The organism is Longispora sp. NPDC051575 (assembly GCF_040681875.1).
GTDB lineage: Bacteria > Actinomycetota > Actinomycetes > Mycobacteriales > Micromonosporaceae > Longispora.
The window spans coordinates 60377-75791 of sequence record NZ_JBFAZP010000004.1 but is presented as its reverse complement, the minus strand read 5'-3'; the positions used below and the strand labels follow the sequence as shown (position 1 = coordinate 75791).

Annotated in this window: 8 protein-coding genes; 7 read left to right on the top strand and 1 reads right to left on the bottom strand. The window is 73.6% G+C overall.

Annotated features, from left to right (window positions below; translation table 11 throughout):
- Nucleotides 1–447 precede the first annotated feature (447 nt).
- Entirely contained in the window at nucleotides 448–1764 is a 1317-nt protein-coding gene (locus AB0M43_RS11320) for an MFS transporter (RefSeq protein ID WP_363723465.1), read from the top strand.
- Nucleotides 1765–1778: 14 nt separating this feature from the next.
- Here AB0M43_RS11320 and AB0M43_RS11315 read toward each other — a convergent pair whose 3' ends face one another.
- On the bottom strand, nucleotides 1779–3404 hold the full coding sequence (locus tag AB0M43_RS11315; RefSeq protein ID WP_363723463.1) for an MFS transporter: 1626 nt from the start codon (nucleotides 3402–3404) through the stop codon (nucleotides 1779–1781).
- A gap of 71 nt (nucleotides 3405–3475) precedes the next feature.
- Between AB0M43_RS11315 and AB0M43_RS11310 the strand changes: the two genes are divergently transcribed.
- From AB0M43_RS11310 to AB0M43_RS11285, 6 genes are all read left to right on the top strand, one after another.
- A complete protein-coding gene (locus tag AB0M43_RS11310) occupies nucleotides 3476–4141 on the top strand; it encodes a TetR/AcrR family transcriptional regulator (protein WP_363723462.1) in 666 nt (221 codons plus the stop codon).
- Nucleotides 4142–4307: 166 nt separating this feature from the next.
- Nucleotides 4308–5369, top strand: a complete 1062-nt coding sequence (locus AB0M43_RS11305) for a MoxR family ATPase (RefSeq protein ID WP_363723460.1) — start codon at nucleotides 4308–4310, stop codon at nucleotides 5367–5369.
- A 110-nt stretch (nucleotides 5370–5479) separates the two neighbouring features.
- Complete coding sequence (locus AB0M43_RS11300; RefSeq protein ID WP_363723458.1) at nucleotides 5480–7243, top strand: hypothetical protein; 1764 nt, start codon at nucleotides 5480–5482, stop codon at nucleotides 7241–7243.
- 231 nt (nucleotides 7244–7474) lie between these two features.
- Nucleotides 7475–8116: a hypothetical protein gene (locus AB0M43_RS11295; RefSeq protein ID WP_363723456.1), complete on the top strand. Its 642-nt coding sequence runs from the start codon at nucleotides 7475–7477 to the stop codon at nucleotides 8114–8116.
- Between the two features lie 9 nt (nucleotides 8117–8125).
- Nucleotides 8126–10189 (top strand): flotillin family protein, encoded by a 2064-nt coding sequence (locus AB0M43_RS11290; protein ID WP_363723454.1) that lies wholly within the window; start codon nucleotides 8126–8128, stop codon nucleotides 10187–10189.
- A gap of 10 nt (nucleotides 10190–10199) precedes the next feature.
- Nucleotides 10200–15383, top strand: a complete 5184-nt coding sequence (locus tag AB0M43_RS11285; RefSeq protein WP_363723452.1) for a DNA repair ATPase — start codon at nucleotides 10200–10202, stop codon at nucleotides 15381–15383.
- The last annotated feature ends 32 nt before the right edge of the window (nucleotides 15384–15415 follow it).

Here is a 15415-nt window from a genome sequence, read left to right as displayed (position 1 = left end):
GTAAACCTTCGCTTAACTAACATGCATTTGCCGTCATGTCACCCCGAGCCTAGCGTTCGGACCATGACCCCACCCAGGACACCAGCGGACCACGGCGGGGCGTCCCCGGCGGCCCGAGCCGCGACCCCGGCGACGCGCCCGGAGACGACACCCGAGACGCTCCCCGCGACGACAGCGGCCTCTTCCCCGGAGTCCACACCGCCGGCCCGTGCCGAGGCGACCCCCGCGCCCGGCCGACAACCGGCGCCAGCGACCCCTGCCGAGGTGACGCCCGCGACGACCCGTGCGCCCGGCCCGCAACCGGCGCCCGCCACCCGTGCCGAGGCGACCCCCGCAACGGCATCCACTCCCGACCCACGGGCGAAACCAGCGACCCGATCCGGTACGGCACCGCCGCCCGGCCCAGAGGCCCCACCGGGGACCCGCCCCCGAACCGTGCTGGCCGTCATGTCGGCCTGCGTGGCCCTCACCGTGGCCCTCGTCGCCGCCGTCAACCTCGCCATCCCGGCGCTGCGCTCCAGCTCCCTGCACCCCGGCCCCACCCAACTCCTCTGGATCGTCGACGCCTACGTCCTCGTCTTCGCCTGCCTCCTGATCCCGGCGGGCGCGCTCGGCGACCGCTACGGCCGCAAGGGCGCCCTGCTGGTCGGCCTGGCGGTCCTCGCCGCAGGCGGTCTCGTGTCGGCCGTCGCACCGGGCGTAGGGATCCTGCTGGCCGGCCGGGTGCTCACCGGGATCGGAGCCGCGCTCGTCATGCCGGCGACCCTGTCGCTGGCCGTGGCCGCGTACCCGCCGACCGAGCGGGGCCGGGTGATCGCCACCTGGACGGCCGCCACCGGCGTGGGCGGCATGCTCGGGAACCTGTTCGGGGGCCTGATCGTGCAGTGGTCCTCGTGGCGCGGCCTGTTCGGGACGGTGGTGCCCCTGGCGGCGATCCTGCTGGTACTGGTCGCGCGTGCCGCCCCGCGCGTCCCCCGGCACGCGGCCCCGCTCGACCCGGTCGGCTCGGGGCTGCTCACGGCCGCGATGGTCGCGCTGTTGTACGGCATCATCGAGGGCCCGGTGGCGGGCTGGTCCGCGCCGGAGGTGCTGGGCGCGTTCGGGTTGGCCGTCGTGGTGTTCGCCGGGTTCGTCGGGTACCAGCTCCGGGCCGCGCACCCGCTGCTGGATCCCCGGGTGTTCGCCGCCGCCGGGCTGCGGTCCGGCACGTTGGGGGTGGGGCTGGGCTTCTTCGCGCTGTTCGCGATGTTCTACGTCAACGCGCAGTACCTGCAGACGAGTCTCGGGTTCTCCGCCGGGCTGACCGGGTTGGCGATCCTGCCGATGCCGGCCGCCATGTTCGTGGTGTCCCGGCGCAGTGTGCGGCTGGCGGCGCGGTTCGGGGCGCGCCGGGTCGTCGGGGTCGGGCTCGGGGCGCTGGTCGTGGGGCTGGGGGCGTTGTCGACGGCGGACGCGGGGACCCCGTACCCCCTGTATCTGGTGTTCCTGCTCGTGATGGCCGTCGGGATGGGGCTGGCGATGCCGGCGCTGTCCGGGGGGATCATCGGGGCGTTGCCGCCGGGGCGGGCCGGCATGGGGTCGGGGCTCAACGGGGCGGCGCGCGAGCTCGGCAGCGCGCTGGGGGTGGCCACGATCGGGACGGTGCTCAACGCGCCGGGCGCGGACTTCACGCACGCGACGGCGACCGGGTACCGGATCGTGGCCGTGGTGCTGGCCCTGGGCGCGGTCCCGGTCCTGCTCTGGTTCCGCAGGACCGGGACCTGACCCGAAGATCACGATCATCCGACGGGTACGGGTTCCCGCGTCGCCTCCCGCACGGCACCGGGGCGGAGCAGGACGGCGGCCAGTACCGCCGTGCCCAGCAGCGCCAGCGCGCCGACCCGCAGCGCCAGGTGCAGGCCGTCCACGAACGCCGCGTCCACCGCCGCGCGCACCGGTCCGGACAGGTCCGCGCCGCCCGCCCCGGTGACCGCGATCCGCCGCCGCTCGCCGTCCGGCACCCCGAGCGTGCCCAGTGGACCGGCCAGCGCGGCGGACATCCGGCTGGCCAGCACCGCGCCCAGGACGGCGACGCCCACCACCCCGCCGAGTTCGCGCAGCATGTTGACGGTGGCCGACGCCATCCCCGCCTCGGACGGGGCGACCCGGCCCAGCACCGCGATGGACACCGGCGCGAACGTCAGCCCCATGCCGAAGCCCAGGACGCACAGCACCCAGACGTACTGGGCGTAGCGCGCGTGCTCGTCGTACAGGGAGAGGCCGGCGAGGGCGACCGCGCACAGGGCCACGCCGGTCACCACGGGCCACCGGGGGCCGAGCCGGGCGGCGACCGCGCCGGACAGCGGCGAGGCGACCACGATCATGGCCGTCATGGGCAGCCCGGCCAGGCCGGCGTCCGACGGGGTCCAGCCCATCACGCCCTGGAGCAGCAGCGGCAGGAAGAACGAGGTCCCGAAGACGCCGAAGGTGACCACGAACCCGGACAGCACGGCCCCGGTGAGCACCCGGTCGCGGAAGAACCGCAGGTCCAGCATGGGGTCGGCGGCCCGGTGCTCGACGAGGACGAACGCGGCCAGCGTGACCAGGGCGAACGCGCCCCAGCCGAGGACCACCGGGTCGGTCCAGCCGCGCACCGGGCCCTCGACGAGCGCGTACACGAGCGCGCCGAGGCCGAGGGCGGCGAGCACCTGTCCGGGCAGATCCAGGGCGCGGACCCGGGCGCCGGGCGGGTCCAGCGTGCGGGCCGAGGCGCGGGGCGGGTCCAGGGTGCGGGCCGGAGCCCCGGGCGCGTCCGACGTGTGGGCCCGGGCGCCGGGCAGGTCCGTGCGGCGCGCCCGGGTGGCCATCTCCGGGAGTACCCGCAGGCCGAGTGCCAGGGCCGCGACCCCGACCGGGACGTTGATCCAGAACACGCTGGCCCAGCCGAACGCCTCGACCATCGGCCCGCCGACCACCGGTCCGACCGCGAGCCCCAGGGCCGAGACCCCCGACCACAGCCCGATCGCGCGGGCCTGCTCCCGGGGCCCGGTGAACACGTGCCGCAGCATCGCCATGCTGCCCGGGGTGAGCAGGGCCGCCCCGAGCCCCTGGAGCATCCGGGCGGCCACCAGCGCGCCGATCGAGCCGGACAGCGCGGCGCCGGCCGACCCGGCGGTGAACAGGACGAGGCCGGTCAGGAAGATCCGCCGCCGCCCGTACCGGTCGCCGAGGGTTCCGCCGGTGAGCAGCAGGGCGGCGAACACCAGGCTGTAGCCCTCGACCACCCACTGGAGTCCGCCGACCCCGGCGTGCAGCTGTTGCCCGATCCGGGGGAGCGCGTTGTTGACGATGACGTTGTCGAGCATGGCCATGAACATGGTGCCGCACAGCGTGGCGAGCACCAGTCTCTTGCGTCGAGCCTCCATCGGAGAGTCCCTAACGGTGTTAGATGGTTGGTCTCCGCAGAGGATGCCTCTAACGGTGTTAGATTGCAACCGTGAATACCGAAGCGACGTCCGGACTGACCCGCGACGCCCTGGTCCGGGCCGCCGTCCGGGTCCTCGACCGCGAGGGTGTCGCCGGCCTGTCCATGCGCAAGGTGGCCGCCGAGCTCGACGTGAAGGCCGCCTCGCTGTACTGGCACGTCCGCAACAAGGAGGAACTCCTCGACCTGCTCACCGACGCGCTGATGGCCGACGCCGAGCCCCCGCCCCGGCGCGGGGACTGGCGCGCGCAGTTCCGGGAGTACTTCACCGCCTACCGCCGGCACCTCCTCGACCGGCGCGACGCCGCCAAGGTGATCGCGGGCCGGTTCGGCCTCGGCCCGAACATGCTGCGGTTCGCCGAGGACCAGCTGTCCCGGCTGCGCGAGGCCGGGTTCTCCGACGCGGACGCGACGATGGCGACCTATCTCCTCGGTACCTATGTGCAGGGTTTCGTCCTGCAGGAACAGTCGCCGCTGACCGCCGCCGAGACGACGGGCGCGGGGCGGCGCGAGGTAGCCTCGGCCGTCGCCGACCAGCTGCGCGCGCTGCCGGCGGAGTCCTTCCCGAACCTGGTGGAACTGGCCGGCGACCTGACCGGCCCGACGATGGACGACCGGTTCGGCTACGGCCTCGAACGCATCCTCGACGGCCTGGCCACCCGCCTGCCCCCGGCCTGACCTCCGCCTGGCGGCCCGCCCGGCCCGACCCCCGGGCCCGACCGACCGACCGCCCGGCCCGCGCCACGGGCCCGACCGCCCGGCGCCCCGGCCGACCGGGCGAAAACGGCTCGCCGGCCGCCCGGCCACTTGCCACACTCGGGACTCCGCCGAGAATCGAGGGCACGTGCATTCCGCGATCACCGTCACCCCGGGCCAGCTCCCCGACGTGCTGCTGCACGCCGCCGTGGTCCGGCCCGTCTTCGTGTGGGGCGCCCCCGGCATCGGCAAGAGTTCCCTGGTCCGGGACTTCGCCGCCTCCCTCGGCCTGGACTGCGTGACCCTCGTCGGCACCCAGCTCGCCCCGGAGGACCTGATCGGGGTGCCGCAGCTGGTCGACGGGCGCAGCCGGTTCGCGCCGCCGGAGTCGATCGCGCGCGACGAGCCCTACTGCCTCTTCCTCGACGAGCTCAACTCCTCCGCCCCGGAGGTCCAGAAGGCCTTCTACTCGCTGATCCTGGACCGCCGGATCGGCGCGTACGAACTCCCGCCCGGCTCCATCGTCATCGGCGCCGGCAACCGGGCCACCGACAACGCCCTGGCCCGGCCGATGGCGTCCGCGCTGGTCAACCGGCTGATCCACGTGCACCTGCGCGCGTCGGCCGCCGACTGGATGGCGTGGGCCGTGCCGGCCGGCGTGCACCCGTGGGTGGTGGACTACCTGACCGAGCGGCCCGACCAGCTGTGGCGGGACCCGCCGAAGACCGAGGAGCCGTTCTCCACCCCGCGCAGCTGGCACATGCTCTCCGACCTGCTGCACTCCTACGGCGACGACGTCGGGGAGGACATTCTCCGGGTACTGGCCAACGGCGCGCTCAGCCCGCCGCACGCCTCGGCGTTCACCGCGTACGTGAAGGTCGTCCGGCACCGGTTCGGGCTGGACGCGATCCTGCGCGGCGACGTCGGCTGGCCGGCCGCGCCCCAGGACCGCGACCTGCTGTACTTCCTCGCCGAGACGTTCCGGGCCCGGCTGGCCAAGGAGCTGCCCGCCGACCGGGAGCACGGCTCGGCCCGGCTGCGGCAGCTCTCGCACCGGGCGAAGGGGCTGCTGGTCGAGCTGGCGGAGCTGTCCCTGGAGTGCGCGCAGCTCGTCATCGCCCCGGGCGCCGACGGCCTGCCGGTACTCCCCACGTGGTTCCTGGTCGAGGTCGGCCGCGACCTGCCCCGCCTCGTCGCGGCCCGGTCCTGATATGGCCGGCGTGCCGTCCCGGGCCCGTGTCGCGCCCGCGGCCGAGCCCCGCGGCCTGTTCCCGGCTATGACCGCGGCCCCGGCCGTGACCGCCGGTCAGGAGGCCTGACGTGGCCCGCAAGCCGGCGAAGCCCGACCCCTGGGAGCTGGCCTACGACCTGGCGGCGAAGCGGGTCGACGCCAACCCGCTGTTCACCCACCTGCCGGTGCCCCGCACCCGGTCCGACGCGCCCTGGCTGCGCGGCACCGACGGCTGGGCCTCGGTCGCGGTCGGCGGCGTCACGACCAGCGACCACCGCCGCGCCGACGCCGACGAGTGGGCGTGGGTCCTCGCGCACTGCGCCCTGCACCTGGGCCTCGGCCACCTCGACGCCGACCGCCCCCGCCCCTTCGACGACGCGTACCGGGCCGCGTGCTGCGTCGCCGTGCTCCGGTTCCAGGCGGAACTCAAGCTCGGCCGGTCGCCGTTCCCGCTGCCCGCCGTGCTGCCCGTGGCCGACGAGGAGCGCCTGGCCGGGCGGTGGCGGCTGGAAGGCGTGCCGGCGGAGTACCGGGGCGGGTTCTGTGACCTGTCCGACGCGGTCGAGCCGCCGCCCAGCTGGGGGCCGCCCCGGACGTACAAGTGGCAGGAGGCCTTCGCGCTCGGGCTGGTCGCCGCCGCCTCGGAGGCCGTCCGCGCGGCGGGCACCGACTCCCGCGCGGGGCTGCCGGACCGGTCCACGCCGTGGGAGCGGGCCCGGGGCTGGTTCGTGTCCTCGTACCCGCTGCTGGGGGCGCTGGCCGGGCAGTTCCGGATCGTCGCGGACGCCGAGCTCGCCCGGGGCTGGGAGATCTCGGTCGCCGCGATCGACCCGGCGGCCGGCGAGATCTACGTCAACCCGCTGCACCGGATGTCCGAGCCGGAGTGGCGGTTCGTGCTCGCCCACGAGATGCTGCACGCCGCGCTGCGCACGGGGGACCGGATCGCGCACCGGGACCCGTACCTGTGGAATGTCGCTTCCGATTTCGTCATCAACGGCTGGCTGGTCGAGATGGCCGTCGGCGAGATGCCCGACGGGCTGCTCCACGACCCGGCGCTGGCCGGACTGTCCGCCGAGGCCGTCTACGACCAGATCACGAAGAACCTGCGCCGGTACCGCAAGCTGGCCACCCTGCGCGGCCGGGGGCTCGGCGACGTGCTGTCCGGGGTGGGCACCCCGCCGCGCGGCGTCGACCTCGACGAGTACTACCGCCGCGCCCTGCTCACCGGCCTCGTCTTCCACGAGTCCCAGGGCCGGGGCCTGCTGCCGCGCGGCCTGGTGGACGAGATCCGGGTGCTCGACCAGCCGCCCCCGCCGTGGGACGCGCAGCTCGCCCGCTGGTTCGACGAGCACGTCCGCGCCCCGGACCGGCGGCGGTCCTACGCCCGGATGTCGCGCCGGCAGTCCGCGAGCCCCGACATCCCGCGCCCCGGCTGGCTGCGCCCCGAGGACCTCGAACGCAGGAACACCTTCGGAGTGGTACTCGACACCTCCGGCTCCATGGACCCCACCCTGCTCGGCAAGGCCCTCGGCGCCATCGCCTCCTACGCCACGGCCCGCGACGTACCGGCAGCCCGGGTGGTGTTCTGCGACGCCGCGGCCTACGACGCCGGCTACCTGCCCGTGTCCGAGATCGCCGGCCGGGTGCGGGTCCGGGGCCGGGGCGGCACCGTGCTCCAGCCCGGGATCCGGCTCCTGGAACGGGCGGACGACTTCCCGGCGGACGGGCCGATCCTGGTCATCACCGACGCCGGCTGCGACGTACTGCGGATCCGCCGGGAACACGCCTTCCTGGTACCGGCGGGCGCGCGACTGCCCTTCACCCCGCGCGGCCCGGTGTTCCGACTGCGCTGACGAGGACGCCGGTCCGGCGCGGGTGCGAGCCGCCCCACGCCGGGCCGAACGGGACGCGCACGGTGGGCCGCAGGAATCATCGCCATCCGCCCGAACCTTCGGCGAATGCCTCGTTTCGCCTATACCTCCGGCAGTGCAGTCCTGTATGGAGGGTGTGTTTTCGCAGGTCAATAGTCATTGACATTGCGTGTCATAGTTTTTGTAACGGGGCTGCACGACGGAAGTAGGTTCATGATCGAGTTTGTCGACGCGGCACTCGGTTTCCCAGCGGTGATCTTCGGTTTCCTCCTGCTCGTCGTCATCGGCTACTGGCTGCTCGTCCTGGCCGGCGGCGCCGACGCCGACGCCCTGGAGGGCGATCCGGGCACGGCCGGCGGGTTCGCGGGCGCGCTGGCGACGCTGGGCTTCGGCGGGATCCCGCCGATGATCGCGCTGTCCGTCGTGGTCCTGGTCGCCTGGTTCGTCAGTCTGGTGGGCACCGTGCTGACCGCGAGCATCACCGGCCTCCTCGGGTTCCTCGCCGGCCTCGCCGCGCTCCTCGCGGCCCTGGCCTGCGCCTGGGCCGTCACCCGGCTCCTCGCCCCGCCGCTGCGCCGGCTGCTCCCGGCCGACAACGGCCCCTCCCGCACCGACTTCGTCGGCCGGCCGTGCGTGATCCGCACCGGCCGGGTGACGCCCGACTTCGGCCAGGCCGAGGTCACGTCCGACGACGGCTCCTCGGCCATCGTCCAGGTCCGCCAGCCCGGCACGGAAGCGTTCAGTGCCGGCAGCAAGGCCCTGATCTTCGACTACGACGCCGACGGCGAGTTCTTCTGGGTCACCCCTCTCGACCCGGTGCTCGACGCCGGTCTCCCGCCCCACGGACAGAGGTAGCACAACACGATGAATGCCATCAGCACCGGGATCGGCGTGTCCCTCGCCGTCGCCCTCCTCCTCATCCTCGCCCTGTTGTTCATGGTCAGCCGGCTGTTCCGCAAGGTCGAGCAGGGCAAGGCGCTCATCGTCTCCAAGGTGCGCCGGGTGGACGTCACGTTCACCGGCGCGATCGTGCTGCCCGTGCTGCACAAGGCCGAGATCATGGACATCTCGGTCAAGACCATCGAGATCACCCGGACCGCGGGCGAGGGTCTGATCTGCCAGGACAACATCCGGGCGGACATCCGGATCACCTTCTTCGTCCGGGTCAACAAGACCGTCGAGGACGTCATCAAGGTCGCCCAGGCGATCGGCACCATGCGGGCCAGCGACGAGACCACGCTGCAGGAGCTGTTCAGCGCGAAGTTCTCCGAGGCGCTCAAGACCGTCGGCAAGCAGCTCGACTTCGTGGACCTGTACACCAAGCGTGACGAGTTCCGCGACCGGATCATCCAGGTGATCGGCACCGACCTCAACGGGTACAGCCTGGAGGACGCCGCGATCGACTACCTCGAGCAGACCCCGATGGCGAAGCTCGACCCGGCCAACATCCTCGACTCGCAGGGCATCCGGAAGATCACCGAGCTGACGGCGATCGAGCACGTGAAGACCAACGAGTTCCGCCGGCACGAGGAGAAGGAGATCACCCGGCAGGACGTCGACGCCCGGGAGGCCATCCTGGAACTCGAACGGCGGCAGTGCGAGGCCGAGATCAAGCAGACCCGCGAGATCGAGACGATGCGCGCCCGCGAGCAGGCCGAGACCGACAAGGTCCGCGCCGAGGAGCGGCTGAAGTCCCGCGCCGCCGACCTGCGCACCGACGAGCAGCTCGGGATCCAGGCCCAGAACCAGGCCCGCGAGATCGCGGTGGCGGAGAAGAACAAGGAACGCGTCATCGCCATCGAGACCGAGCGGATCGAGAAGGACCGGATGCTGGAGGTCATCGCCCGCGAGCGCGAGACCGAGCTGTCCACGATCTCCAAGACCAAGGAGGTCGAGGGCGAGAAGCGCGCCGTCGCCGAGGTGGTCCGCGAGCGGATCGCCGTCGACCGCACGGTCGCCGAGCAGGAGGAGCACATCAAGCGGCTCCGCGTGGTCGAGGAGGCCGAGCGCACCCGGCAGGCGATCGTGATCCAGGCCGAGGCCGAGGCGCAGGAGTCCCTGGTCAAGGACATCAAGGCCGCCGAGGCCGGGGAGGCGTCCGCGAAGTTCAAGGCCCGCGAGGAGATCCTGCTCGCCGAGGCCCGCCAGCAGTCCGCCGAGCTCGACACCCGGGCCCGGATCCGGCTCGCCGAGGGGATCCAGGCCGAGGCCGCCGCGCCCGGGCTGGCCCAGGCCCAGGTCCGCGAGCGCGACGCCGCCGCGATCGAGAAGGTCGGCCGGGCCGAGGCGACCGTGGAGAAGGAGAAGGGCCTCGTCGAGGCCGCCGTCACCCGCGAGCAGGGCATGGTCGAGGCCGCGGTGACCCGCGAGCAGGGCCTGGCCGACGCCGAGACGATCCGCGAGAAGCTCAAGGGCGAGGCCGAGGGTCTCACCGACAAGGCCGCCGCGCTCGGCGCGCTGGACGACGCGACCCGCCAGCACGAGGAGTACCGGCTGCGGCTGGAGGCCGACAAGGAGGTCCGGCTCGCGGGCATCGAGGTGCAGCGCTCCGTCGCCGAGTCCCAGGCGCTGGTGCTGTCCGCCGCGCTGGAGAAGGCGAAGATCGACATCGTCGGCGGCGACACCCTGTTCTTCGACAAGCTGGTCGGCTCCATCACGCTCGGCAAGAGCATCGACGGCTTCATGGACCACTCGGACGTCGCGCAGGCCGTCGCCAAGCCGTACATCGAGGGCCAGGCGAACCTCATCGAGGACGTCGGCCAGGCGCTCGGCGGCGGCGGTATCCAGGGCATGACGCTGTCCGCGCTGCTGCTCCAGCAGATCACCCAGGGCGGTTCCGAGGCCGACAAGCTGAAGGAACTGCTGGTCACGCTGCGCGGCCTCGGCCTCGCGGACGTGCCGGTCGCCGCCCTCGGCGCGGCGAAGTAGCGCGGCGCGGATGACGGAGACGACACCGCACAACGCGGGGGCGGGCTCCACGGCGGGCCCGGGGACCAACTCCCCGGGCACCACCGGGGCGACCTCCCCGGCCGGCGCCGGAGCTACGTCCTCGGCCGCCACCGGAGCTACGTCCCCGGCTGCCTCCGGGGCGACGACCGCGCAGAGCGCCGCCGGGGCGATCCCGGGAGCGGCGCCCACCGGAGCCACCTCGACGGCGGCTGCCGGACAGCCCTGGACCGCTGCCGCCCCCGGCGCCGCCCTCGACGCCGGCACCTACGAGGTCCTCCGCGCCCGCCTGGCCACCCAGGCCACCGACCTGGCCACCCGCGCCGAGGCCCTCAACGCCCGCCGCCTGGGCGTGTTCGGCGGCGCGGAACTCCGCCTGGTCGGCACGGAGCGGATCCGCACCGAGCACAACTGCGTGCCCCGCGACATCGTCTCGGTCGGCGGGCTGATGCTGTTCGGGTACAACGTGTTCATCGGCCTCAAGCGCGAGACGGCCGTGGACGACGTGTTCTCCCTGCACCGGTTCACCCGGGACGGCGACACCCTCGGCTTCGAGGCCCCGGGCCCCGACGAGCTGCCCGGCCTGCTGCGCGACCCGCAGTTCGGCCGGGACTTCGCGGAGCTGTACCGGTACTACCGCGAGGCCCGCCTGCTCCAGCTCCGCCGGCTCGACGACCGCCTCCTCGCCGTGTTCCAGACCGGCCCGCGCCCCGACGACCTGCGCGTCCTGCGCTGGAACGTCGCGGTCGACGGCACGGTGTCCTACCTGGACGCGCGCGGCGAACGCGACCACGTGTTCCCCGCCCCGCACGACCTGGAATGGGTGGAGGCGACCCGCGACGACCACGTCCTGGGCCGGCACCCGCACATCTCCATCGGCGACGAGGTGTTCGTCGAGACCGTCGGCGGCGACCTGACCGTCAAGGTCGAGAACAACACCGAGTCGGGCGCGGGCGTCTACAGCGAGCCGGTGGACGAGCCGTTGCAGAGCCTCGCCGACGCGGAGGTGTACCACGCCCGGGTCGGTTCGCTGATCCTGTTGAAGATCCGGCCGTACAAGGAGACGGTCTGGCGGTACCTGGTCTTCAACACCAAGACCCGCGACGTGGTGCGCCTCGACGCGATCGGCCAGGCGTGCCAGCGGCTCCCCGAGGACCACGGCATCATCTTCCCCGGCGGGTACTACCTGGTCACGGGCGTGAGCCGCACCTTCGACACGGACGTGACGAGCCTGGAGTACGAGCGGGCGATCCGGGCGACGAACGGCGAGGACGTGCTCTACGTCTTCCACGCCCGGGCGGAGGGCCGCACGCTGCTGCTGCCGTACAACCTGATCCGCAAGGAGGTCGCGGCCCCGCTCGCCTGCCACGGGTACTCGCTGTTCGACGACGGCACGCTCGTCGTGTTCCGGGCCACCTCCGAGGAGCCGACCCGGGTGCACGCGATGCAGGTCTGGCAGACCCCGTACCAGTCGGACACCTTCGCCGCGTCGCAGCCCGTCGGCACCGGCCCGCTGGAACGGATCGGCAACGCCGAGCTGGTCCGGGGCATCTCCGAGTGCCTGTCGGTGGCCCGGATGGTCGGGGAGATGGCCCCGTCCGGCCCGGTGTTCGAGGGCATCATCGCCGCGTGCGCCCGCGCGTTCGACAACTACCACTGGCTCGGCGAGGCGGAGCTGGGGGCCCTGAGCGGCCCGCTCGCGGCCCTGCGCGGGACGGCCGAGCAGGTGCTCGACGAGTTCGAGACGGTGCGCGCGCTCACCGAGCAGGCCACGGCGGCGCTGACCGAGTCGGCGAACCGGATCGCGTCCCTGGTCCGGCTCGCGCGCGGCGAGGCGCCGGCGACGACCGAGGGCTGGGTCGGCCAGCTGGCGAACCTGCGCCAGGCGCGCGGCCAGCTCGTCACCCTGCGCGAACTGCGCTACGTGGACACCGCCCGGATCGACACCCTGACCGCCGAGCTGGACACGGAACTCGCCGCCGCAGCAGGGCGCGCGGTCGGGTTCCTCCAGAAGCCGGACGCGTTCACCGGGTACCACGCCGAGGTCGAACGGCTCGTCGTCGACGCGGGCGCGATCGGCACGGTGGCCGAGTCCGGGCCGGTCGGGGAGCGGCTCGCCGCCCAGGCCGAGGGTCTGGAGGTGATCACCGAGGTGGTCGGCGGGCTGGAGATCGCCGACGCCACGGTCCGGGTCGCCATCCTGGAACGGATCAGCGAGGTGCTCGGCGGGGTCAACCGCGCCCGGGCCACCCTCGACGGCCGGCGCCGCGAACTGCTCGACGTCGAGGGCCGCGCGGCGTTCGCGGCCGAGTTCGCGCTGCTGGGGCAGGCCATCACCGGGGCGCTGGCCTCGGCGGACAGCCCCGAGCGGTGCGAGGAGCAGCTCGGCCGGCTGTTGCTGCGGCTGGAGGGCCTGGAGTCCCGGTTCTCCGACTTCGACGACTTCCTCACCGAGCTGGGTTCCAAACGCACCGACGTGTACGAGGCCTTCGCCACCCGCCGCCAGGGCCTGCTCGACGAGCGCGCCCGCCGGTCCGACCGCCTGGTCGAGTCGGCCGAACGGATCCTGGGCAGCGTGCACCGCCGGGTCGCCGGACTGTCCTCCCTGGACGAGGTCAACACGTACTTCGGCTCCGACCCGATGGTGGCCAAGCTGCGCACGGTGGCCGACGAGCTGCGCGCGCTCGGCGACGCGGTGCGGGCCGAGGAGCTGGAGGGCCGGGTCAAGGCCGCGCGCCAGGAGGCCGGCCGGGCCCTGCGCGACCGCCTCGACCTGTACGCGGACGGCGGCGAGACCATCCGGCTCGGCCGGCACCGGTTCGCCGTGAACACCCAGTCCATCGACCTGACGCTCGTGCCCTCCGACGGGCGGATGGCGTTCGCGATCACGGCCACGGACTACCGCTCGGCGGTCCTCGACGAGGGGTTCGAAACGACCCGGGAGTTCTGGGACCAGCTCCTGGTGTCGGAGTCCCCGGAGGTGTACCGGGCCGAGCACCTGGCCGCCTCCGTGCTCGCCGACGCGGAGGACGCCGGCACCCTGACCGCGCTGCACGAGGCGGCCGTGGTCGACGGCGGCCTGCGTGACCTGGTCCGCAAGGTCGCCGAGACCCGCTACGACGAGGGGTACGAGCGGGGCGTGCACGACCACGACGCCGCCGCGCTCCTCGACGCGCTGCTCCGGCTGCACACCGGCGCGGGCCTGCTGCGCTACCCGGCGGCGGCCCGGTCGGCGGCGGCGCTGTTCTGGGCGTTCGGTTCCGACGAGGCCACCAAGGCGCTGTGGTCCCGCCGGGCGGGCTCGCTGTCGCGGGCCCGCGCCGCGTTCGGCCGGACCGGCGCGATCGGCGAGCTGTGCGGCGAGCTGGGCGCGGCCGTCGGGGAGTTCCTCGGCGCGGCCGGCCTCGACGACCTGGGCGGGGACGCGGCGCTCGCGGGCGAGTACCTGTTCGAGGAGCTGGCCGGCACCCCGCTCGGCTTCGTGACCAGCGCGGGCGCGCGGACGCTGCTCGACCGGTTCCGGCGGGCGCTCGGCGGGCCGGCGTCGAAGTCGGGGCTGGACTACGAGGAGGACCTGCGGGCGCTGGGCGACGACCTGGCGGCGCGGTACCAGCTGGTCACGGCCTGGTTGACGGCGTTCGTGGCCACCGACGGGGCCGGGGACGCCGGCGCGGCGCAGGACCTCGCCGAGGCCGTCGCCATCGAACTGTGCGGCAAGCACCTGCCCCGGCACGAGTCCGCCGCCGCCCTCACCGCCACCGTGGACGGCCTGCTCGGCGCCCACCCCCGGATCGCCTCCCGCCGCCTGGACCTCCGGCTGGACGAGACCGTCGCCCGGACCCGGAGATTCCGCGCCGAACGGGTGCCGGCGTTCCGGGCCTACCAGCGCCGCCGCAACGAGCTGGTCGCGGCGGAGCGGTCCCGGCTGCGGCTGGAGGAGTACCAGCCGAAGGTGATGAGCGCGTTCGTCCGCAACCGGCTGCTCGACGAGGTCTACCTGCCGCTGATCGGCGACAACCTGGCCCGGCAGCTCGGCGCGGCCGGCGACGCCAAGCGCACCGACCAGATGGGCCTGCTGCTGCTCATCTCGCCGCCGGGCTACGGCAAGACCACCCTGATGGAGTACGTGGCCAACCGGCTCGGTCTCGCGTTCGTGAAGGTCAACGGGCCGGCGCTCGGCCACGGGGTCACCTCGCTCGACCCGGCCGAGGCGCCCAACGCGACCGCGCGCCAGGAGGTGGAGAAGATCTCGTTCGCGCTGGAGATGGGCAGCAACGTCCTCCTCTACCTCGACGACATCCAGCACACCTCGCCGGAGCTGCTCCAGAAGTTCATCTCGCTCTGTGACGCCCAGCGCCGGATCGAGGGCGTGTGGGACGGGCGGACCCGGACGTACGACCTGCGGGGCAAGCGGTTCGCGGTGTGCATGGCCGGCAACCCGTACACCGAGTCGGGGCAGCGGTTCCGGATCCCGGACATGCTCGCCAACCGGGCCGACGTGTGGAACCTGGGCGACGTGCTGTCGGGCCGCGAGGACCTGTTCGCGCTCAGCTACGTGGAGAACGCGCTCACCTCCAACCCGGTGCTCGCGCCCCTGTCCACCCGCGAGCGCGGCGACATCGAACTGCTGCTCCGGCTCGCCCGGGGCGACGACACGGCCCGCCCCGACCAGCTCAGCCACCCCTACTCCGGGCCCGAGCTGGAACAGATCCGGGCCGTCCTGCGCAACCTGCTCCGCGCCCAGCAGGTGGTGATGGCCAACAACCGGGCCTACATCGCCTCGGCCGCGCAGTCCGAGTCCTCGCGCACCGAGCCGCCGTTCCAGCTCCAGGGTTCCTACCGGAACATGAACAAGCTGGCCGAACGGATCGTGCCGGTGATGAACGACGCCGAACTGGAGGCGCTGATCGACGACCACTACCTCGGCGAGGCGCAGACCCTGACCTCCGGCGCGGAGGCCAACCTGCTCAAGCTCGCCGAGCTGCGCGGCACCCTGACCGCCGCCGAGGCCGCCCGCTGGGCCGAGGTGAAGGCCGGGTACCTGCGGGCCAGGGCGCTCGGCGGCGACTCCGACGACCCGATGAGCCGGGCGGTGGGGGCCGTGGGGCTGCTCGCCGACCGGATGGGCGGCGTGGAGTCGGCGATCGAACGGGCCGCCGAACGCCTGGCCGGCTAGCGGACCGGGACGCTCCCGGACCGGTCACCACC